The sequence below is a fragment of the Streptomyces sp. NTD107 genome (assembly GCF_059510435.1).
In genome coordinates, this window is record NZ_JCAJZV010000014.1 from 13,883 (window position 1) to 35,009 (window position 21,127).

The following is a 21,127-nucleotide window of genomic DNA, read 5'->3' on the forward strand; positions in this document are numbered from 1 at the left end:
GATTGACATGACGGACACGAAGCGCAGCGCGCAGACACCGGAACCGGAGCCGGGACCCGCCCTGGATCAGGACACGGCCCAGGACCAGGACCAGGACCAGGACCAGGACCAGGGCCAGGGCCAGGGCCAGGGCCAGAGCACGGCCGACGCCGCCCAGGGCATGAACATCGTCGCCCGCAGCCAGGGCCAGCTGGTCCGCCGCCGGTTCTTCCGGCACAAGGGCGCCATGGTCGGCCTGGTGCTGTTCATCCTGGTGGTGGCCCTCGCCGTCACCTCGATCGGCGCCGGCCCGATACCCGGCTGGTGGGGCAAGGACCCCACCACCACCGGCACCGCGCTCAACGGCGGCCGGCCCACCCTCTCCGTGGTCCCCGAGTTCCTCGGCGGCGGCGGGTTCCATCTCGGCGAACACCCCTTCGGCCAGGACAACATCGGCCGTGACTACTTCGCCCTCACCATGCGCGGCGCCCAGGTCTCCCTGGTGATCGCCCTGCTGGTCGGCCTGATCGCCACCTTCGTCGGTACGGTCATCGGCGCCGCCGCCGGCTACTTCCGCGGCTGGACCGAGTCCGCGCTGATGCGGTCCAGCGATGTGCTGATCGCCATCCCCACCCTGCTGATCGCGGGCCTGATCGGCACCATGATCGCGGGCAAGGGCATCGTGCTGTTCGGGATCTTCCTGGGCCTGGTGACCTGGATGCAGACCGCCCGGCTGGTGCGCGGCGAGGTGCTGTCGCTGCGCGAGAAGGAGTTCGTGGAGGCCGCCCGCTCGGTGGGCACCTCCTCCAAGCGGATCATCTTCAAGCACATCCTGCCCAACACGATCGGCATCATCATCGTCTCGGTGACGCTGGCGATCGCCTCGGCGGTGCTGCTGGAGACCGGCCTGTCCTTCGTCGGCCTGGGCGTCCAGCCGCCGGACACCTCGCTGGGCCGGCTGATCACCGACTATCAGACGGCGCTGGGCACCCGCCCGTGGCTGTTCTACTGGCCAGGTGTGTTCATCATTCTGATCGCCCTGTCGGTGAACTTCATCGGCGACGGTCTGCGTGACGCCTTCGATCCCCGACAGAACCGGGTGCGTGACTGATGTCTGTGACCAAACCCCCCGCCGTGACCGAGGCGGCCGAAGACGTCCACGAGGCGCTCACGCTGTCCGAGGCGAAGCCCCCCACCGACGAGGCGATCCTCGAAGTCAGCAATCTGACCGTCGAGTTCCCGACCGACGACGGAGTGGTACGGGCCGTACGCGGCGTCGACTACACCCTGCACGCCCGCGAAGTGCTGGGCATCGTCGGCGAATCCGGCTCCGGCAAGTCGGTGTCCTCGATGGCGGTCATGGGCCTGCTGCCCAAGTCCGCCCGCATCAAGGGCTCCATCCGCTACCGGGGCCAGGAGATGCTCACCATGCGCCCCAAGGAGCAGCGGGCGCTGCGCGGCCGGAAGATCGCCATGATCTTCCAGGACCCGATGACCTCGCTCAACCCGGTGCGCTCCATCGGCGACCAGCTCGCCGAGGCCGTACTGGCCCATCACCTCGTACCGCGCAAGGAGGCGCTGACCCGGGCGAAGAACATGCTCGACCTGGTCGGCATCCCGCAGGCCGAGAAGCGTCTCGGCGCGTACCCGCACGAGTTCTCCGGCGGCATGCGGCAGCGGGTGATGATCGCGATGGCGATCATCAACGACCCCGATGTGATCATCGCGGACGAGCCCACCACGGCCCTGGACGTCACCGTCCAGGCGCAGATCCTGGAGAAGCTCCTCGAAGTCAAGGACGAGGTCAACGCGGCGATCCTGATGATCACCCACGACCTCGGGGTGATCGCCGGCATGGCGCACCGCACGCTGGTGATGTACGCCGGCAAGCCGGTCGAACTCGGCGGCACCGACCAGGTGTTCTACGAGCCGCGGATGCCGTACACCGCCGGTCTGCTGGGCTCCATCCCGTCCCTCGACGGGGACCGCGAGGACCGGCTGCGGCCGATCGTCGGCACGCCCCCGTCGCTGATCCAGCTGCCGGCCGGCTGCCCGTTCGCGCCGCGCTGCCCGCTGGCGACGCAGGAGTGCGCGGACAGCGAGCCGGCCCTGGCGGAGGTCGACGAGGGGCACCGGGCGGCCTGCCACCACAGCGATCTGCTCGCCGAGGCGGCGGATCCGACGGCGTTCTTCCGCGACGACACGGACACCACTGAGAGCACCGAGAGCGAGGAGGGGTGACGATGACCACCACGGAAACCACGGATCTGTCGAAGACCCCCGAGAAGGCGGCCACCGAGCCCGGCGAGGAACTGCTGCGGGTCGAGGATCTGGTTGTCAACTTCCCGGTGCGCGGCGGCGGACTGGTCCGCCGGGTCACCGGCCAGGTGCAGGCCGTCAGCGGCGTGTCGTTCAGCGTCGGGGCCGGCGAGACCCTGGGCGTGGTCGGCGAGTCGGGCTGCGGCAAGTCCACCACCGGGCGCGCCGTACTCCAGCTGATCAAGCCGACCTCCGGTTCGGTGAAGTTCAACGGCAAGGAGATCACCGGCCTCAAGCCGGCCCAGCTGCGCCCGGTGCAGCGCGAGACCGGCATGGTCTTCCAGGACCCGTACGCCTCGCTCAACCCCAAGCTGCCGGTGAACGACATCATCGCCGAGCCGCTGAAGGTGCAGGGGCTGTGGCGGGGCGGCGGCAAGGACCGGGTCGCGGAGCTGCTGCGTCTGGTCGGGCTGAGCCCGGAGCACGGCAACCGCTATCCGCACGAGTTCTCCGGCGGGCAGCGGCAGCGCATCGGCATCGCGCGGGCGCTGGCGCTGTCCCCCAAGCTGCTGGTGCTGGACGAGCCGGTGTCCGCGCTGGACGTGTCGGTGCAGGCCGGTGTCGTCAACCTGCTGGAGGACATCCAGGACCAGCTGGGCGTCGCGTACGTCTTCATCGCGCACGACCTGTCGGTGGTGCGGCACATCTCCGACCGGGTCGCGGTGATGTACCTGGGCAAGGTGGTGGAGACGGGCGAGCGGTCCGAGGTGTACGAGCGGCCCTCGCACCCGTACACGCAGGCGCTGCTGTCGGCGGCCCCGCTGGCGGACCCGAAGAAGGAGCGGCGGCGGCGCCGTACCGTCCTCACCGGTGACGTACCCAGCCCGCTGGACCCGCCGAGCGGCTGCCGGTTCCGGACCCGCTGCTGGAAGGCGCAGGACATCTGCGCGACGGAGGAGCCGGTGCTGAAGGACCGGGGCACCGGGCATCCGGTGGCCTGCCACTTCGCCGAGGAGGACACGGCGGTGGTGTGATCGTCGTACGGCATACGGCGTACGAAATGCGGCGGGCCCCGGAATGCGCTCCGGGGCCCGCCGTACGTGCGTACGAGTGTCAGCTCTCGCCGAGGATGCGCTCGACGGTGGCGACCTTGCCGGTCAGCCCGTCCGTGACGCCCTCGCGCAGATCGGCCTTGAGGATCAGGCTGACCCGGGCGGCGTGCGCCTGGACCGCCTCGGTGGCGGCCTTGACGACGGCCATCACCTCGTCCCACTCGCCCTCGACGCTGGTGAACATGGCGTCGGTGCGGTTCGGCAGCCCGCTCGCGCGCACCACGCGCACGGCGGCGGCCACCGCCTCGCCGACATCCTCACCGGCGCCGATCGGGGTGACGGAGAAGGCGACGATCACGCTTCCTCGCCGTTCGTGTCGCCGTTCCCGTCCTCGTCGGACTCGGCGTCCTTCTCCAGCCCCAGGGTCTCCACCAGCCACTTGTCGAACTCGATGGCCGCCCGGATCCAGCTGACGGTGGTGTTGACGAAGTGATCCGGGGCCACCCCGAGACCGATCAGCATCTGCGACTCGCCGATGAGACGGACCGTACCGTCGTCATTGGTGTGCGTGTAGACCTTGGGCCACAGCGTGCGGCGGTTCCAGTCGTCGATGGTCTCCAGCAGCCGGCCCTTCTCCTCGATGTCGTGCGGCCGGTCGTAGAACGTCCGCACCGACAGCACCCGCTGCTGCTTCTCGCCCCGGAACATGAAATAGGTGCGGAACTTCTCCCAGGGGGCGACCAGGTCACCCTCCTTGTCCGTCACATACTTCAGCTTCATCCGCTCAAGCAGCTGCTTGATCAGATCCTGGTTGGGGACGATCGGCCCGGCCGGCTTCTTCGCTCCGCCCTGACCAGGGGTCTTGTTCTCCGGCTTCTCCGGTTGGCCGCCGAAGTTCGGAATCGCGGAGGGATCGACAGACACGGGATGGGTCCCTTTCCTCGGTATAAGGAGACACTGCCATCCTCGCTCATGCCCGCCCCGTTCTGGCAAGCAGTACGGGGCGGGAAAAGATCACCTCAGCCGGCCGGAACCGCCGACACCAGCAGCCCGCCACCCTCCGTGCCCGGCTCGACCCGTACGGTGTCCCCGTCCCGTACCTCACCGGCCAGGATGCGGCGCGCCAGCTGATCGCCGATCGCGGTCTGGACCAGCCGGCGCAGCGGGCGGGCGCCGTACGCCGGGTCCAGACCCTCCTCGGCCAGCCAGCGCAGCGCGGGCCCGGTGACCTCCAGGGTGAGGCGGCGGTCGGCGAGGCGGCGCTGGAGCGAGTCGATCTGGAGCCGGGCGATCCGGCCCAGCTCGTCGACGTCCAGGGCGCTGAAGACGACGAGGTCATCGAGCCGGTTCAGGAACTCGGGGCGGAAGGCCGCCCGGACCGCCGCCAGCACCTGCTCGTGCCGCTCGTGCGGCTTGGCGATCGGGTCGATGAGGTGCTGGCTGCCGAGGTTGGAGGTGAGGATGAGGATGGTGTTGCGGAAATCGACGGTACGGCCCTGGCCGTCGGTCAGCCGGCCGTCGTCCAGCACCTGGAGCAGCACGTCGAACACCTCGTGGTGCGCCTTCTCCACCTCGTCGAGCAGCACGACGGTGTACGGGCGGCGGCGCACCGCCTCGGTGAGCTGGCCGCCCTCCTCGTACCCCACGTAGCCGGGGGGCGCGCCGACCAGGCGGGCGACGGAGTGCTTCTCGCTGTACTCGCTCATGTCGATGCGGACCATGGCGCGTTCGTCGTCGAAGAGGAAGTCCGCCAGGGCCTTGGCCAGCTCGGTCTTGCCGACGCCGGTGGGGCCCAGGAAGAGGAACGAGCCGGTGGGCCGGTCGGGGTCGGCGACCCCGGCGCGGGAGCGGCGTACGGCGTCGGAGACGGCCCGTACCGCGGCGGTCTGGCCGATCAGGCGGTGGCCCAGCTCCTCCTCCATGCGCAGCAGCTTCTCGGTCTCGCCCTCCAGGAGGCGGCCGGCCGGGATGCCGGTCCAGGAGGAGACGACGTCGGCGATGTCGTCCGGGCCGACCTCCTCCTTGACCATGGTGGCGCGGGCGGCGGTCTCCTGCTCGGCCTCGGCGGCGTCCGCCAGCTCGCGCTCCAGGGCGGGGATCTCGGCGTACAGCAGCTTGGAGGCGGTCTCGAAGTCGCCGTCGCGCTGGGCGCGCTCGGCCTGGCCACGGGTCTCGTCGAGGCGTTCCTTCAGCTCACCCACCCGGTTGAGGCCCTGCTTCTCCTTCTCCCAGCGGGCGGTGAGGCCGCGCAGCTCCTCCTCGCGGTCGGCGAGCTCGCGGCGCAGCCGGGCCAGGCGCTCCTTGGAGGTGGGGTCGGACTCGTTGGCCAGGGCCAGCTCCTCCATGCGCAGGCGGTCGACGGAGCGCTGGAGCTCGTCGATCTCGACCGGGGAGGAGTCGATCTCCATGCGGAGCCGGGAGGCGGCCTCGTCGACGAGGTCGATGGCCTTGTCGGGGAGGAAGCGGGAGGTGATGTAGCGGTCGGAGAGGGTGGCGGCGGCGACGAGGGCGGCGTCGGCGATGGCCACCTTGTGGTGCGCCTCGTAGCGGCCCTTGAGACCGCGGAGGATGGCGATGGAGTCCTCGACGGTGGGCTCGGCGACCAGCACCTGCTGGAAGCGGCGTTCGAGGGCGGCGTCCTTCTCGATGCGCTCGCGGTACTCGTCGAGGGTGGTGGCGCCCACCATGCGCAGCTCGCCGCGGGCCAGCATGGGCTTGAGCATGTTGCCGGCGTCCATGGCGGAGTCGCCGCCGGCGCCGGCCCCGACCACGGTGTGGAGTTCGTCGATGAAGGTGACGATCTGGCCGTCGGAGGACTTGATCTCGGCGAGGACGGCCTTCAGCCGCTCCTCGAACTCGCCCCGGTACTTGGCGCCGGCCACCATGGCGCCGAGGTCGAGGGAGACCAGGCGCTTGTTCTTGAGGGACTCGGGGACGTCGCCCTTGACGATGCGCTGGGCGAGCCCTTCGACGACGGCGGTCTTGCCGACGCCGGGCTCGCCGATGAGGACGGGGTTGTTCTTGGTGCGGCGGGAGAGCACCTGGACGACGCGGCGGATCTCGTGGTCGCGGCCGATGACGGGGTCGAGCTTGCCCTCGCGGGCGGCGGCGGTGAAGTCGGTGCCGTACTTCTCCAGCGCCTTGTAGGTGTTCTCGGGGTCGGCGGTGGTGACGCGGCGCGAGCCCCGGGAGTCCTGGAAGGCGTCCGCGAGCGCCTTGGCGTCGAGCGGATCGCCGACGGTGCCGCCCTTGGCGGCGATGCCGATGAGGAGGTGCTCGGTGGAGACGAACGAGTCCCCGAGGTCGGCGGCCCGGCGCCCGGCGTCGGCGAGGACGGCCATCAGCTCGCGGTTGGGCTGGGGACGGCTGACGGTGGAGCCCTGCACGGTGGGCAGCGCCCCGAGCAGCCGCTCGGCGGTGGCCCGCAGGGCGGCGGCGTCGGTGCCGGCGGAGGCGAGCAGATCGCGGATGTTCTCGTTGTCCTGCCCTTCGAGGAGGGCGAGCAGCAGATGCGCCGGGGTGATGTCACTGTGGCCATCGGTGAGCGCCCGGTCGTTGGCGCCACTGATCGCTTCCCGGCTCCTGTTGGTCAGCTCGGCAGTCACGTCGCGTTACTCCTCCGGCTTGCCTCATGGAACGTGCGATAAGTTGAGTCTACGCCACTCAAGGCAGCCTGCACAGCGCGAAGCCGAAGATATGCGATACCCCCCGGCCGTATGCTCCGGGGCATGAAACCCGCGATAGCCCGGGCCGTCCCCGACGACGCCCCGGCCCTCACCACCATGGTGCGCACCTCCGCCGCCTACCGGGGCCACTACCACTCACTCATCGCCGACTACACCGTCACCCCCGCGTACGTCGAACGACAACCCGTCTTCACCGCCCGCACGGCGCCGGACGGCGAACTGCTGGGCTTCTACTCCCTGCTGCTCGACCCGGTGCCGGAACTCGACCTGCTCTTCGTGGCCGACACCGCCCAGCGGCGCGGCATCGGCCGCCTCCTGATCCACCACATGCTGACCGAGGCCCGCCGCCTGGGCGCCCGGGAGATCCGGGTGGTCTCCCATCCCCCGTCCGAAGCCTTCTACCTCCGGCTGGGCGCCGAACGGGTGGGCACGATCCCACCCCACCCCCCGAAAGCCCCCTGGGAACGCCCGGAGTTGCGCTTCACCGTTGGCGATGCCTACAGCTAGGTCAACATCTTTTGCGGTTGTCCTCTTTTGGATGAAGAAGATCGTTTGCTCTGGCGTGCCGGGGGGGGCAGCCGGTGACGCTGGCCTCCGAACGCAAGGAGGTGCACCATGACGGTTATGGCACACGAGCCCATGACCACGCAGGCGGACGTCCTCCTGGAGACATTTCTGGCCCTGGAGATCCCGGACGGGATCAGGGCGGAACTGATCGAGGGAGAGATCGTCGTGTCGCCGGCCCCGGAAGGCAATCACGAGGACCACATCAGCACACTGATCAGGCAGATCCTGCGCCACTCCAAGCTGGACATGGATGTCTCGGGCCACAAGGGGCTTTCGCTTCCCGGGCTGGGACCGCTGCCCCGGGACCATGTGATCCCGGACGTCACCTTCGCACCGCGCCGCGAACGTCTCTTCCGCGACGCCCCCTCCTGGATGCCATGCGACGGGGTGGCGATGGTCGCGGAGGTGACCAGCAGCAGGGCCGAGCGGGACCGGACCCTCAAGCGCCGCAGCTACGCGAGGGGACAGATTCCGCTGTATCTGCTGTTCGACCGTGACCTGGAGACCATCACCCTCCACGGCGAGCCGGGCATGAATGACTACCGGACGGTCCTCTCGGTCACCTACGGCAAGTCCCTGCTGCTGCCCGAGCCCTTCGGATTCGAGCTGGAGACCGCCGACCTGCTCTGAGCCCGCCGCCGGGAATCCGCTGGCCGGACCCGCCCCGTGCCGGGACAGTGGCTCCATGAGGCGGCGAGGGCTGAATCCGGACGGGACCATCGCGCGTGAAGGTGCGCTGGAGCGGGTGACAGAGGAGTTCGCGCCGGTCGTCGATGCGGCGCGCGACCGGATCGGCGGGGTGTTCGACGGCTCGCGCCTGCACAGCGCCTACCTCTACGGCAGCGTCCCGCGCGGCACCGCCGTACCCGGGGTGTCCGATCTCGATCTCCAGCTCGCGCTGCGCCGCGAGCCCACCGCCGCCGATCTGGCGGACGCCAGAGCCGTGGAGGCCGCGCTCGACGCGGCCTTTCCGCAGATCAACGGGGTCGGCACGCTGCTGACCAGCCGGCGCGGGCTGATGAGTGAGCAGGTCCGTTACGACGCCGGGTTCTTCATCGCCTGCCTGTGCACCCCGCTGCTCGGTCCGGATCCCGCCGCCGAGCTGCCCGGCTACCGCCCCACCTCCCTGCTGGCCCGTGACACGAACGGCGACCTGGCCCGAAAGATCCCCGGCTGGCGCACCGAAGCGGCCGGGGCCGCCACGGATGGCGACCGCCGCGCGCTGAGCCGCCGCGTCGCGCGGCGGCTGGTGCGGACCGGGTTCACCCTGGTCATGCCCCGCTGGGGAGGCTGGACCAGTGAGCTGGCGGAGTCCGTGGAGATCTTCGGCCGCTACTACCCGCGACGGGCCGGGCAGCTGCGCCGTGCGGCGGCCATCGGGCGGGCCCCGTCGTCCGAGCCGGCGGATCTGCGCATGCTCATCGACGATCTGGCGCCCTGGCTCGCCGGCGCATACGCCGCCGTGCACGGCGTCCCGCGTCAGCCGGCCGTGGCCGCTTCGGTCAGGAGGTGTTCGGCTTCCGGTGGGAAGGGGCGGCCCAGCACCGTGCCGGTGCCGGTGCCGGCCGACATCACGGCCACCAGCGTGCCGGTACGGGTCGCCGCGTCGTAGTCCTGGAGCCAGGGGCCGCCGCTGGTGCCCTCGGTGAGGTCGCAGTCCTCCAGCAGCAGCCCGCCCGCGTTGACGGCGGGCGCGTCGGGGCCGTCCAGCACGTGGGTGGGGCCCGAGCAGGCCCGCAGCGACTCACCGTCGTACGGGGCCGCCGCCGGATAGCCGAGCGCGGTGACCTCCTTGCCGTCCGGCACCGGCGCGAAGGCGAGCGCGTTGGCGCCGTGCGTCTGCTGGATGGTGCGTCCCGCTTTCCGTTCCACCGTCAAAAACGCGTAGTCGTAGGGCAGCAGCGCGGCGATGTCCCCGCCGGGGGCCGGCTCCCAGCGCTGCGGGGTGTGGAAGGACAGCACCCGCCAGCCGTCCTGCCGGTACGTCCGCAGGCCGTGGTCGTACGCGGGGACGAACCATGCCTCGGCGGGCGGCCGCGGGCGGTCCGGGGAACTCACGCAGTGCGCGGCGGTGGCGATGACGCTGCCGCCCGGCGCGTCCACGATCGCGCCCGAGCAGACCCCGAGCCGGCCGTCGCCGTCCAGCTCCCAGATGATCTTGCCGACCGTGCCGAGGGCGCCGTCCGGCCAGGGGGCGGCGGCCCGTGCGGTGGGGGCGGTGGCGCCCGCGAGGGTGAGCGCGAGGGCACCGGCCGTGGCGGCGGACAGCAGACGGCGGGGGAGGTCCATGCCCGACACGGTCCGTCCGGCGCGGGAACATGTCCAGCCGCGTCATTCGATCGGGTGAAGGGATCACGACCGGACAACGGGACGGGGGCGCCGGTCGGTCTTCAAGGGTGTGGACCCATGACGGCAACGTCCGTGTAGTGCGGGCGCATTGACGCGGACATGGACAGCCATTACCCCTGTATCCGACGCGCAACAGAGGAGACTGTGATGCGACGACGCCCCTTCGGTTCCTCCGGGTTCATCCGCCTGCGCACCATGGGTGCGGCAGCGGCCCTCGCCCTGCCGCTGCTGCTCGCCGGGCCCGGCTCCCCGGGCGCGGTGGCCGCCGACGACGACACCGCCCTCCAGAGAGCGTTCAGCACGGCCGCCGGGGAGTGGGGGGTGCCCGAGCCCGTGCTGCTGGCGGTCTCCTATCTCCAGTCCCGCTGGGAGGGGCACGGCGGGGCGCCCAGCGTCACCGGCGGGTACGGTCCGATGCATCTGACCGACACCGCCACCGCGCTCGCCGCCTCGGAGAGCGGGCACCACCACAGCCACGGCGGCGAGGATCCGCGTGGTGACGGCTCCCGGCCGCTGCCGGAGCCCACCGGGCAGACGGCCATACCCGCCGCCGTACCCTCCACGGCGGCGGAGGAGGAGGAGGCGGCGGGCGAGGAGGCGGCGGCGGGCGAGGAGACTCTCGCCCGGGCCGCCACGCTCACCGGGCTCGATCCGGGCGAGCTGCGGGAGCGGGACGCAGCCAACATCGCTGGTGGCGCCGCGCTGCTGGCGGAGCATCAGCGCGCGCTCGGGCTGCCGCCGAGCACCGACCCGGCCGACTGGTACGGCGCGGTCGCCGCCTGGTCGGGCGCCGACACCCACGAGGCCGCCGCGTTCTTCGCCGACGAGGTCTACTCCGTCATCCGCGAGGGTGCCGCCCGCACCACCCCCGAGGGACAGCGGGTCGTGCTGCCCGCCACCCCCGTCGCCCCCGACACGGCGCAGGCCGCCGCGCTGGGGCTGCCCGATCCGCCGCGCGACCGCCGGGTGGAGTGCCCGCGCACCGTCTCCTGCGAGTGGCTGCCCGCGCCCTACGAGGAGTTGGACGACGCGGGCGACTACGGCAACCACGACAAGGCCGACCGGCCGCGCTCCCAGTCGATCGACTACATCGTCATCCACGACACCGAGGCCACCTGGGACACCACCCTCCGCCTGGTCACCGACCCCACCTATGTGTCCTGGCACTACAGCCTGCGCTCCGCCGACGGCCACATCGCCCAGCATGTGCCGACCAAGGACGTCGGCTGGCACGCGGGCAACTGGTACGTCAACGCCAAGTCCATCGGCCTGGAGCACGAGGGCTTCCTCACCGACCCGGACGCCTGGTACACGGAGGCGATGTACCGCACCTCGGCCCAACTGGTGCGCCATCTGGCGCGCACCTACGACATCCCGCTGGACCGGCAGCACATCATCGGCCACGACAATGTCCAGGGCACCGTCACCGCCAATGTGCCCGGCATGCACACCGACCCCGGCCCGTACTGGGACTGGTCGCACTACTTCGAGCTGCTGGGCGCCCCGCTGCACCCGACCGCCGGGCCGCGCGGCGGTCTGGTGACCATCGCCCCGGACTACGACTCCCACTCCCCCGTGTTCACCAGCTGCGGCGGCGCCACCTGCGCACCGCACGGCTCCTCGGCCGTGCGGCTGCACACCGCGCCGGACGCCAACGCCCCCCTGGTGCGCGACATCGGCACCCACCCGGGCAGCGGCGGCGCCTCCTCCACCGGGGTCAACGACATCGGGGCGCGAGCCACGGCAGGGCAGCAGTTCGCGGTCGCCGAGCGGCGTGGGGAGTGGACCGCCATCTGGTATCTCGGCCAGAAGGCGTGGTTCCACAATCCGGCGGGCGCGCCCACCGCGTACAACGCACAGGGCTGGGTCGTCACCGGCAAGCCGGGCGCGGCCACCATCCCGGTGTACGGGCGGGCCTACCCGGAGGAGTCGGCCTACCCACAGGGCATCCCGTACCAGCCGGTGAGCCCGCTGAGTTACCAGGTGCCGGCCGACCAGGTCTACGCGATGGGGCTGCGTACGGCCAGTGAGTACTACCGGGCGGTGACCTTCGATCCGGCGGAGCACCAGGTGGTGCGCGGTGAGACGTACTACCAGATACAGGTGGGGCACCGGATCGGCTTCGTCAAGGCGAGCGATGTGACGGTGCGCTGGTCCGCGCGGTGACACGCGGCCGGGGGCGGCCGGGCCTAACCTGCCCCAATGGCCCGCTCTTTGCTGACCGCCGCCGTCGCCGGCGCACTGTTCACGCTGCTGACGGTGGCTGTCCTGGTGCACGGCCGCGAGCCGTTCGGGATCGACACCACGCTCACCAACTGGTTTCTGGACCACCGCTCCTCGGGGCTCACCCGGCTGATGAAGGGGATCACCGACACGGGCACCGGGGTGGTGCCGATCCTGCTGATGGCGCTGGCCGGGGCACTGGCGGCGCGGCGGTCCGGCTGGATGGTGATCGGGGCGCTGGCCGGGGTCGGGGCGCTGGTGGTGGGGCAGTTGCTGCGGTACGCGCTGGTGCGGGCCATCGACCGGCCCCGGCCGCCGTCGGTGGACTGGGCGGTGCATGCCGCCGGCCCGTCGTTTCCCTCGGGGCACACCACCACCGCGGCGCTGGCCGGGTTCACCCTGTGCGCGGTGCTGCTGCTCACCGGGCGGCGGAGCGGGTTGCGGACGGCGGCCGTGGTGCTGGTGGCGTGCTGGACGGTGGCGGTCGGGGTCAGCCGGGTCTATCTGGGGGTGCACTGGGCGACGGATGTGCTGGGCGGCTGGCTGTTCGCGGGCTTCCTGGTGTTCGCGGTGCTGCCGTTCGTGCCGACCCTGGCGCCCAAGAGGATGAGCCTGCCGACGTGAACTGGCGCTGGCACAAGGGGTGTTGAGGGGGCCATACTCGGCGGATGCGTTCGCGTTCACTGTTGGCCGCCGTGGCGGTGGTCGTGGTGGTGGCGGTCTCCGGGTGCGGCACCGCCGACGGGGCGGGGCCGGAGCCGGGGCCCTCCCCGGAGGTCGAGCAGGCCACCCCCGGCCCGGATGCCCCGATCGAGGTGGCGCCCTGGACGCCGGAGGCGGTCGCGGCCGAACCGCCCGAGGAGGCGCTGACCCCCGCCTCACCGACCCCGGCACCGACCCCCGAACCGGAGCCGGAGCCGGAGGCCGAACCGGAGCCCGAACCGGAGACCCCGGCCGACGAGGAGACAGAACCGGACACCGACCCGGACACCGACCCGGACGCGGACGCGGAGGACCGCGCCCCCGGACGGGGCCGCGGCGAGCACCGCTGGGGCGAGGGCGGCGGGTACTGCGGTAGCGCCCGCGACTGGCTGGACGAGGCACAACGGGAGTGGTGCGAGGCGATGTTCAATTGATCGCCAACCGCACGGTACGGCGCACCCACCAGGCCGTACCGACCGCGACCGCCAGCAGCCACGGCACCGCCACCGGCAGCGAAAGCCCCACGGCCGGGGCCAGCAACGTCAACGTCACCAGCGGCCCGCGCCCGTACCACAGCGCGGACTGGAAGGGTCCGGTGCTGCCGGCCGGGGTCTCCACGCCGATCATCACGTGCGGGGGCAGCTGGCCCCGGTAGGAGCTGACCAGCGCCGCGCCCACCAGCGCCGGAGCGGCGGCCGGCAGAAACACCCCACCGGCCGCGAGCGCGACGGTCAGCAGCAGCACGGGCAGTACGCCGTGCCACAGCGCCAGGGTCCCTGGGTCGTAGGGCAGTTGTGCGGCGCGCCGGGTGTCGTCGCTGTCCAGCCGGGCCGGTTCGGTCAGCGCGCCGGCCGCCAGATAGCCGGCCACCAGCGCGGGCAGCGGCCAGCCGCCGTGGGCCAGCGCCACCGCGAGCGCCGCCCACGCCGCCGCCGTCGCCGGCCGGCCCGGGGCGCGCAGCAGCGCGGTGGCGTCCCGCCAGGGAATCAGCAACAGCCGACGCCTGGGCACGGGCAGCCGCAGCCGCACGGGACGCCCGCGCGGCCGGCCGGTCTCCCGTACCACCGCACGGGCCTGCCGCAGATTGCCGGTGAGGGCGGAGGCGATCAGCAGGGAACCGGCGGCCGTCCGGGCGCGCAGTGCCGCAGCCGGAATGTCACCCACCGCCCGCCGGGCCGGCACCAGCAGCGCGCCGGTGCCCACCGACATGACCAGCACCGCCGACGGCCACCACCCGGCCCCGCCCAGACCCAGCGCCGCCACCAGGGGCGCCGCCGCCCAGCCCCACGGCCCGCTCCACAGCAGCCCGGCACCCGCGAGCGCCGCCGCCACCAGCGCGGCGGCCAGCAGCGCCGCCGCGCCGAACAGCCGGCGGCCGTGCCGGACGACGACGGCGTCGTGCCGGACGACCAGCGTGCCCACCGACACGGCCGCCAGCCCCGTCACCAGCCCGCCCCACACCCCGGCCGCCAGCGCCGGCCCCCAGCGCGCGCCCGGTGCCATCGCCCCCAGCAGAAATCCGGCCACCGCCCCGGCCAGCGCCCCGCCCACCGTCACCCGGGCCACCGAGGCCCACCAGTACGGCAACAGCAGCCGACCGCGATCCACCGACGTGGGCAGCAGCCAGCTCACCACATGCGGCGGCACCCGCACCGGACCGCGCCACATCGCCGTACGGGCCGCCCCGTACAGCACCAGCGCCAGCAGCGCGGGCAACGCCCCCGGCAGCGCCTCCAGCAGCAGCGCCGTGGTGGCGTTCTGCCAGCGCTCGGCGGCCCGCCAGGCGTCCACCAGATACGGCCCCAGCCAGAACGCGCCGACCAGCCCGACCCCGTACAGCAGCAAGACGTCGTCACGCCGCTTCGCCCGCCGCTGAGCGCCGGTGAGCGCGCGCAGATACCGCAGCGCCTCATCGGCCGCCGCGACCGGCCGCGCGGCGCGCTCAGCGTCCGTCATCCCCGCTCACCTCCCGCTCCCCCACGAAGGCCCAATCCGTCCCCGACCCGCACCGAACGGCCCCGCCGGAACGGCGACCCGGCGAGCGCACGCGGACGCGCACCACCACCCGATCCACCGCACCCGGGCGGCCATGGGGCGATCGCGCTGCCGAGGCTCCGCACGCGGGCGCGCACCACCCCGTCCGACCCCCCGGCCACACCGCGCCATGGCCCGGTTCCCCGCCGCTTTACTCCCGCCGGGAGGCACGCACCGGCCGGTCTCCCAGGGCCGTATGTGCTGGGCCGCTCGGCCGTCCGGCCGGACAGCCGCCGTCCGCTGCCGCTCCCGAGCGTTCGGACCGGGCGCGTCGCCGGGTCAGTGGCCGACATGGGGGGTCACCCGCACCACACCGTCGTCGAAGCGCAGGACCCGGTCCGCCAGGCCCGGTTCGCCGGCCAGGGTCGCGTCGTGGGTGGCCAGCAGGATCGTGGTGCCCGTGGTCCGTTTGCGGGTGGCCAGGCGGGAGCCGAGCGAGGCGCGGGCGCGGGCGTCCAGGCGTTGTTCCGGTTCGTCCAGGACCAGCAGCTCGTGCGGCCGGACCAGCGCGGCGGCCAGCAGCATCGCCTGGGTCTGGCCGGAGGACAGCGCGCTGGGGAGGGCGTCGGCCCGGTCCGTCAGCCGGTGTTCGGCGAGCTGCTCCGTCACCGCCGCGTCCGCCGCCGGGCCGAGGCCGTGGGCGAGGGCCACCAGGGTGAGGTGTTCGCGGACCGTGAGGTCCGGGTAGTACGCGCCGGGGTCGAGCGCCGTGGCGATACGGGCCCGGGTGCCGGGGTCGTTCTCGTCCAGCGGGCGACCGTCGAAGCGCACCTCGCCCTCGGTCGGCCGCAGCCGCCCGGTAGCGAGGTGCAGCAGCGTCGACTTGCCAGAACCGTTCGGCCCGAGCAGCACCACGCACTCCCCCGCCGCCACCTCCAGCGAGACCGAGCGCAGCACCGGGGTGTCCCCGTAGAAGTGACTGACGTCCCGCAGGGCGAGCAGCGGCAGCGACAGCGACCCCGGTGTGCCGCCGCTCACGTGAGGAACGCCCGGACGGCGTCCGCCACGCCCACCGGGTCATCGTCGTGGATCCAGTGCCCGGCGCCGGGGAACTCCAGCAGCCGGCTGCCGGGGCGGCGTTCGATCATCTCGGTGGCCAGCGCGGCGGGCAGCAGCGTGCTGTGTTCGCCGCGCAGCACCAGCGCGGGGCAGTCGGAGCCGAGCCACTGCGGCCACCAGTCGCCGACCCCGCCGGCCTGGATCTCCGTCATGGTGTCCCAGTCGAACAGCAGCCGCCAGCCGTCGCGCTCCTCGTCGGGGACGGCGCTCTTCATGAAGTACGAGGCGTCGGGTATCCCGGCGGTGGTCTCGATGGCGTGGGCGAGCGCCTCGCGGGTGGGAGCGGTGGCCGGCCAGCCGCGTACGTCCAGTACGGGGTGGGCGATCTCCGGCTGCCGCATCAGGGGGCCGACATCCTCGACGATCAGCGCGGACACCAGGTCGGGGCGGCGGGCCGCGAGATGGTAGGCGATCATCCCGCCCAGTGAGTGGCCGAACACCGCGACGGGCCGGCCGTCCGGGGCGAGGTCGGTCAGCAGCTTTTCGGCGTCATCGGCGAACCGTTCGATCCCGAAGCCGCCGGGGCGCGGCTCGCAGTGGCCGTGACCGCGCTGGTCGGGGGCGATGACCCGGAACGCGGGGCCGAGGTCGGCGGCAAGCCGCTCGAAGATCGCGCCCCGGCCGAAGCTGCCGTGCAGGGCGAGCAGGGGTATACCGTCGCCGCCGGAGTCCAGTCCGGGTCCCGTCCATCGCATGTACGGCAGCCTAGTTCCCGGTCGGAAGCCGCCGGATGCCCGCGCCGCCCGGGAGCCCGCCCGGGAGCCCGCCCAGCCGCACCGCTCAGGCGCGCCGGTCGGGGCGCCACACCACGACGGCGCCCTGGTGGGTGACGTCCTGGTACGGCACCAGGTCCCGCCGGTAGGAGGCGTGCACCTGGGCCTCGCGCTGCCGCATGGCCAGCTCCGCGCCCTCCAGCGCCTGCTGCATCTCGGCGACCTGGGCGCGCAACACGGCCACCTGGTGTTCCAGCTCGATGATGCGCTTGATCCCGGCCAGGTTGATGCCCTCGTCCTGGCTCAGCCGCTGCACCTCGCGCAGCAGCTGGATGTCGCGGGCGGAGTAACGGCGCCCGCGTCCGGCCGTACGGTCCGGGCAGACCAGGCCGAGACGGTCGTACTGGCGCAGGGTCTGCGGGTGGAGTCCGGACAGCTGGGCCGCGACCGAGATGACGTACACGGGGGTGTCGACGGTCAGCGGGCCGGGCCCGGGGCCCGGACCGTGGCCTCCACCTGGTGAGCGGGGCCCGGATCCGGGTGGGTTCCAGCTGTCCATCTCGTCACTCTCCCTTCGCGGCCTCGAACAGCGCTGCCCGCGGGTCGTCGTCCCCGGCGGCCAGGCGGTACTCCTCCAGGGCCTTGCGCGCCGGATCGGTCAGATCGCGCGGGACCACTACCTCTATCGTGACCAGCAGATCGCCCAGCGAACCGTCCTTGCGCACCGCGCCCTTGCCCCGGGCGCGCATGGTGCGCCCGCCGGGGGTGCCGGGCGGCAGCTTGAGGGTGACGGGCGGGCCGCCCAGGGTGGGTACGGAGATCTCGCCGCCGAGGGCCGCCTCGGGGAAGCTCACCGGCACCGTGATGGTCAGATTGTCACCACGGCGGCCGAAGACCGGGTGGTCGTCCACATGGACCACCACATACAGATCACCGGCCGGGCCGCCCCGTTCGCCCGGGGCGCCCTTGCCGCGCAGCCGGATCCGCTGCCCGTCGCCGACACCCGCCGGAATGCGAACCTGCATGGTGCGCGAGCTGGTCGCCCGGCCACTGCCCCGGCACACGGAGCACGGGTCCTGGGCGATCAGGCCCCGGCCCTTGCAGTCCACGCACGGGTCGGTGAGCGAGAACCCGCCCCCGCCGCCCCGGCTGACCTGCCCGGTGCCGACGCAGGTCGGGCACACCCGGGGGGTGCCGTTCTTGTCACCGGTGCCCGAACACGCCTTGCACGCCGCGCTGGAGGACATCCGCAGCGGCACCGTGGCGCCCGAGACCGCCTCGGTGAAGCTCAGCGTCACCTCGGACTCCACGTCCTGCCCGCGGCGCGGGGCGGTGGTACGGGTGCCCGCGCCGCCCCGGTTGAACAGTCCGCCGAAGACATCGCCGATGCCTCCGCTGCCGCCGCCGAAGCCGCCGGCCGGGCCGCCGGGCCCGCCCGGGGCCCCGGGACCGCCCTGGGTGCCCCCGAAGAGGTCACCCAGGTCGAAGTTGAACTGCTGGCCGCCCGCACCGGGACCGGGCCGGAAGCCACCGCCGCCGAAGAGGGCGCGCGCCTCGTCGTACTCCTTGCGGCGCTTCACGTCGCCGAGCACGTCGTACGCCTCGGAGACGTTCTTGAACCGCTCCTCGGCGCGGGAGTCGCCCTTGTTGGCGTCCGGGTGATTCTCGCGGGCGAGCTTCCGGTACGCCTTCTTGATCTCCGCCTCGGTGGCGTCGCGCGGGACGCCGAGGACCTTGTAGTAGTCCTTCTCGATGAAGTCCTTGGTGCTCATCCCCGACGTCCCTCCTTTCCGGCCTGACCGGTCAGCCGCATTCCCTCAGCCTCAGCCCTCGTCGGGGGCGGCGGCATCGCCGCTGCCACCGCCGGTTCCGTTCTCCTGCTCGGACGGCGCCGACCCTGCCGCACCGTCCTCCTGCTGCTTCTGCTCGGCCGGCCGGTCCCCGTCCGATGCCGCCGGGGCCGCCGCGGGCTGGGCGCCCGGCTGCGGCTCGGCGACCCCGACCCGCGCGGGGCGGATCGTCCGGTCGCCGATCCGATACCCGGGCTGAAGGATCTGCACGCACGTCGTCTCGGTGACATCCGGCGAGTAGCTGTGCATGAGCGCCTCGTGGACCATCGGGTCGAAGGGCTCGCCCTCCTTGCCGAACTGCGCCAGGCCCATCTTGGCCGCCACCGTCTCCAGCGACTCGGCCACCTGCTTGAAGCCGCCGACCAGCTCGCCGTGGTCCCGGGCCCGGCCGATGTCGTCCAGCACCGGCAGCAGTTCGGTGAGCAGATTGGCGATCGCGATCTCCTTGACGGCGATCCGGTCGCGCTCCACCCGGCGGCGGTAGTTCTGGAACTCCGCCTGGAGCCGCTGAAGGTCCTGGGTGCGCTCGGTGAGCGCCGAGCGGGTCTGGTCGAGCTGCGCGGTCAGCGCCACCTCGACGGAGGGCTGCCCGGCGTCGCCGCCCGCACCGCCCGCACCGCCCGCGCCCGGCCCGCCCCCGTCACCGGGGGCCGGCGCCCCCCCGCCGTCCGGGTGCTCCGGATCGGCGGGGGTGGCGTCGGACTGCGCGGCCTCGGCGTCGGGGACCTCGGGCTCCTTGTCGAAGCCCTGCGGGTCCTGGGTCACGCCGCACCACCCTTCGGCTTGTCGTCGTCCACGATCTCGGCGTCGACGACGTCGTCCTCGGCGCCGCCGCCGGCGCCCTGCGCACCGCCGGCCGCACCCGCGCCGCCCGCGCCCGCACCGGCCGCCTGGGCGCCCTGCGCGTCCGCGTACATCGCCTGGCCCAGCTTCTGGCTGGTGGAGGCGACCGTCTCGGACGCCTCGCGGATCGCCGCGGTGTCCTCGCCCTTCAGCTTCTCCTTGAGGTCGGCGACCGCGGCCTCGACCTCGGTCTTCACCTCGCCGGGAACCTTCTCGGCGTTCTCCTTGAGGAAGTTCTCCGTGGTGTAGACCAGCTGCTCGGCCTGGTTACGGGTCTCTGCGGCCTCCCGGCGGCGGTGGTCCTCGTCCGCGTACTGCTCGGCGTCGCGCATCATGCGCTCGATGTCGTCCTTCGGCAGCGCGGAGCCACCGGTGACGGTCATCCGCTGCTCCTTGCCGGTACCGAGGTCCTTGGCGGAGACATGCATGATGCCGTTGGCGTCGATGTCGAAGGTGACCTCGATCTGCGGCACGCCGCGCGGCGCCGGCGGCAGACCGGTCAGCTCGAACATCCCGAGCTTCTTGTTGTACGCCGCGATCTCGCGCTCGCCCTGGTAGACCTGGATCTGCACGGACGGCTGGTTGTCCTCGGCCGTGGTGAAGATCTCGGAACGCTTGGTCGGGATCGTGGTGTTGCGCTCGATCAGCTTGGTCATGATGCCGCCCTTGGTCTCGATACCGAGGGACAGCGGGGTGACGTCCAGCAGCAGGACGTCCTTGACCTCACCCTTGAGCACACCGGCCTGGAGGCTGGCGCCGATGGCGACGACCTCGTCCGGGTTGACGCCCTTGTTGGCGTCCTTGCCACCGGTCAGCTCGCGCACCAGCTCGGCGACGGCGGGCATCCGGGTGGAGCCGCCGACCAGCACCACGTGGTCGATCTCGGACAGCTGGATGCCGGCGTCCTTGATGACGTTGTGGAACGGGGTCTTGCAGCGCTCCAGCAGATCCGCGGTCAGCTGCTGGAACTGCGCCCGGGTGAGCTTCTCGTCCATGTGCAGCGGGCCCTCGGCGGACGCCGTGATGTAGGGCAGGTTGATCGTGGTCTCGGTGGACGAGGACAGCTCGATCTTCGCCTTCTCGGCGGACTCGCGCAGCCGCTGGAGGGCCATCTTGTCCTTGCTGAGGTCCACGCCGTGCGCGGAGGCGAACTGCCGCACCAGGTGGTCCACGACCCGCTGGTCCCAGTCGTCACCACCGAGGTTGTTGTCACCGTTGGTGGCCTTGACCTCGACGACACCGTCGCCGATCTCCAGCAGCGAGACGTCGAACGTACCGCCACCGAGGTCGAAGACCAGGATGGTCTGGTCGTCCTTCTCCAGGCCGTAGGCGAGGGCGGCGGCGGTCGGCTCGTTGACGATCCGCAGCACGTTCAGGCCGGCGATCTCGCCGGCCTCCTTGGTGGCCTGCCGCTCGTGGTCGTTGAAGTACGCCGGGACGGTGATCACCGCGTCGACGACCTTCTCGCCCAGGTATGCCTCGGCGTCGCGCTTCAGCTTCTGGAGAATGAACGCGGACATCTGCTGCGGGTTGAAGTCCTTGCCGTCCAGGTGCACCTTCCAGTCGGTGCCCATGTGACGCTTGACCGAGCGGATGGTCCGGTCCACGTTGGTGACGGCCTGGCGCTTGGCGACCTCGCCGACGAGCACCTCACCGTTCTTCGCGAAGGCGACGACGGACGGCGTGGTCCGGGCGCCCTCGGCGTTGGTGATGACGGTGGGCTCACCGCCTTCGAGAACACTGACGACGGAGTTCGTCGTGCCCAGGTCGATGCCGACCGCTCGTGCCATTTCGGTTTCCTCCAGCACTGT

At 72.2% G+C, this 21,127-nt stretch carries 19 protein-coding genes and 1 pseudogene; 9 read left to right on the top strand and 11 right to left on the bottom strand.

The annotated features are described in order from the left end of the window. Window positions 1-7 precede the first annotated feature (7 nt). Genes AC5WRL_RS23270 through AC5WRL_RS23280 form a run of 3 tightly spaced genes read left to right on the top strand, consistent with a single transcriptional unit; the run spans window position 8 to window position 3,272 of the window. On the top strand, window positions 8-1,090 hold the full coding sequence (locus tag AC5WRL_RS23270) for an ABC transporter permease (protein WP_496090592.1): 1,083 nt from the start codon (window positions 8-10) through the stop codon (window positions 1,088-1,090). Continuing rightward, window positions 1,090-2,220 (top strand): ABC transporter ATP-binding protein, encoded by a 1,131-nt coding sequence (locus tag AC5WRL_RS23275; RefSeq protein WP_496090593.1) that lies wholly within the window; start codon window positions 1,090-1,092, stop codon window positions 2,218-2,220. The genes AC5WRL_RS23270 and AC5WRL_RS23275 overlap by 1 nt, the downstream gene beginning before the upstream one ends. A gap of 2 nt (window positions 2,221-2,222) precedes the next feature. Further along, on the top strand, window positions 2,223-3,272 hold the full coding sequence (locus AC5WRL_RS23280) for an ABC transporter ATP-binding protein (protein ID WP_496090594.1): 1,050 nt from the start codon (window positions 2,223-2,225) through the stop codon (window positions 3,270-3,272). Between the two features lie 79 nt (window positions 3,273-3,351). Here the strand turns inward: AC5WRL_RS23280 and AC5WRL_RS23285 are convergent, their stop codons facing one another. The 3 genes from AC5WRL_RS23285 to clpB all read right to left on the bottom strand — a co-directional run bounded on the left by AC5WRL_RS23285 (window position 3,352) and on the right by clpB (window position 6,895). Beyond that, window positions 3,352-3,648, bottom strand: coding sequence for an MTH1187 family thiamine-binding protein (locus AC5WRL_RS23285; RefSeq protein WP_496090595.1), 297 nt, complete (start codon window positions 3,646-3,648; stop codon window positions 3,352-3,354). Beyond that, on the bottom strand, window positions 3,645-4,214 hold the full coding sequence (locus AC5WRL_RS23290; protein ID WP_496090596.1) for a YbjN domain-containing protein: 570 nt from the start codon (window positions 4,212-4,214) through the stop codon (window positions 3,645-3,647). The genes AC5WRL_RS23285 and AC5WRL_RS23290 overlap by 4 nt, the downstream gene beginning before the upstream one ends. A gap of 95 nt (window positions 4,215-4,309) precedes the next feature. Beyond that, entirely contained in the window at window positions 4,310-6,895 is a 2,586-nt protein-coding gene (gene clpB / locus AC5WRL_RS23295) for an ATP-dependent chaperone ClpB (protein ID WP_496090597.1), read from the bottom strand. Window positions 6,896-7,018: 123 nt separating this feature from the next. Between clpB and AC5WRL_RS23300 the strand changes: the two genes are divergently transcribed. The 3 genes from AC5WRL_RS23300 to AC5WRL_RS23310 all read left to right on the top strand — a co-directional run bounded on the left by AC5WRL_RS23300 (window position 7,019) and on the right by AC5WRL_RS23310 (window position 9,155). Further along, the gene (locus AC5WRL_RS23300; RefSeq protein ID WP_496090598.1) at window positions 7,019-7,483 is read left to right on the top strand and encodes a GNAT family N-acetyltransferase; all 465 of its coding nucleotides are present in this window, start codon (window positions 7,019-7,021) and stop codon (window positions 7,481-7,483) included. A 117-nt stretch (window positions 7,484-7,600) separates the two neighbouring features. Continuing rightward, the gene (locus tag AC5WRL_RS23305; RefSeq protein ID WP_496090725.1) at window positions 7,601-8,173 is read left to right on the top strand and encodes a Uma2 family endonuclease; all 573 of its coding nucleotides are present in this window, start codon (window positions 7,601-7,603) and stop codon (window positions 8,171-8,173) included. Between the two features lie 55 nt (window positions 8,174-8,228). After that, the gene (locus tag AC5WRL_RS23310) at window positions 8,229-9,155 is read left to right on the top strand and encodes a nucleotidyltransferase (RefSeq protein WP_496090599.1); all 927 of its coding nucleotides are present in this window, start codon (window positions 8,229-8,231) and stop codon (window positions 9,153-9,155) included. 11 nt (window positions 9,156-9,166) lie between these two features. On the opposite strand, the pseudogene AC5WRL_RS23315 reads toward AC5WRL_RS23310, so the two are convergent. Next, window positions 9,167-9,832: pseudogene (locus tag AC5WRL_RS23315) on the bottom strand (trypsin-like serine peptidase); the annotation flags it as partial. A gap of 207 nt (window positions 9,833-10,039) precedes the next feature. Here AC5WRL_RS23315 and AC5WRL_RS23320 point away from each other — a divergent pair. The 3 genes from AC5WRL_RS23320 to AC5WRL_RS23330 are packed head-to-tail and all read left to right on the top strand — an operon-like array spanning window position 10,040 to window position 13,251. Next, the gene (locus tag AC5WRL_RS23320; RefSeq protein WP_496090600.1) at window positions 10,040-12,058 is read left to right on the top strand and encodes an N-acetylmuramoyl-L-alanine amidase; all 2,019 of its coding nucleotides are present in this window, start codon (window positions 10,040-10,042) and stop codon (window positions 12,056-12,058) included. A 36-nt stretch (window positions 12,059-12,094) separates the two neighbouring features. Beyond that, entirely contained in the window at window positions 12,095-12,739 is a 645-nt protein-coding gene (locus AC5WRL_RS23325) for a phosphatase PAP2 family protein (RefSeq protein ID WP_496090601.1), read from the top strand. Between the two features lie 44 nt (window positions 12,740-12,783). After that, entirely contained in the window at window positions 12,784-13,251 is a 468-nt protein-coding gene (locus AC5WRL_RS23330) for a hypothetical protein (protein WP_496090602.1), read from the top strand. Here the strand turns inward: AC5WRL_RS23330 and AC5WRL_RS23335 are convergent. The 7 genes from AC5WRL_RS23335 to dnaK all read right to left on the bottom strand — a co-directional run bounded on the left by AC5WRL_RS23335 (window position 13,244) and on the right by dnaK (window position 21,106). Continuing rightward, complete coding sequence (locus tag AC5WRL_RS23335; RefSeq protein ID WP_496090603.1) at window positions 13,244-14,773, bottom strand: hypothetical protein; 1,530 nt, start codon at window positions 14,771-14,773, stop codon at window positions 13,244-13,246. The genes AC5WRL_RS23330 and AC5WRL_RS23335 overlap by 8 nt on opposite strands. A gap of 357 nt (window positions 14,774-15,130) precedes the next feature. Next, the gene (locus tag AC5WRL_RS23340) at window positions 15,131-15,829 is read right to left on the bottom strand and encodes an ATP-binding cassette domain-containing protein (protein ID WP_496090604.1); all 699 of its coding nucleotides are present in this window, start codon (window positions 15,827-15,829) and stop codon (window positions 15,131-15,133) included. After that, window positions 15,826-16,605 carry an alpha/beta fold hydrolase gene (locus AC5WRL_RS23345; RefSeq protein ID WP_496090605.1) on the bottom strand — a complete coding sequence of 260 codons (780 nt, stop codon included), beginning with the start codon at window positions 16,603-16,605 and terminating at the stop codon, window positions 15,826-15,828. Before AC5WRL_RS23345 ends, AC5WRL_RS23340 begins: the two co-directional genes overlap by 4 nt. Before the next feature lie 85 nt (window positions 16,606-16,690). Further along, complete coding sequence (locus AC5WRL_RS23350) at window positions 16,691-17,182, bottom strand: heat shock protein transcriptional repressor HspR (RefSeq protein WP_496090606.1); 492 nt, start codon at window positions 17,180-17,182, stop codon at window positions 16,691-16,693. Window positions 17,183-17,186: 4 nt separating this feature from the next. Next, entirely contained in the window at window positions 17,187-18,395 is a 1,209-nt protein-coding gene (dnaJ, locus tag AC5WRL_RS23355) for a molecular chaperone DnaJ (protein WP_496090607.1), read from the bottom strand. 51 nt (window positions 18,396-18,446) lie between these two features. After that, a complete protein-coding gene (gene grpE, locus AC5WRL_RS23360; protein ID WP_496090608.1) occupies window positions 18,447-19,238 on the bottom strand; it encodes a nucleotide exchange factor GrpE in 792 nt (263 codons plus the stop codon). After that, window positions 19,235-21,106, bottom strand: a complete 1,872-nt coding sequence (gene dnaK / locus AC5WRL_RS23365) for a molecular chaperone DnaK (protein WP_496090609.1) — start codon at window positions 21,104-21,106, stop codon at window positions 19,235-19,237. Before dnaK ends, grpE begins: the two co-directional genes overlap by 4 nt. Between the last annotated feature and the right edge of the window lie 21 nt (window positions 21,107-21,127).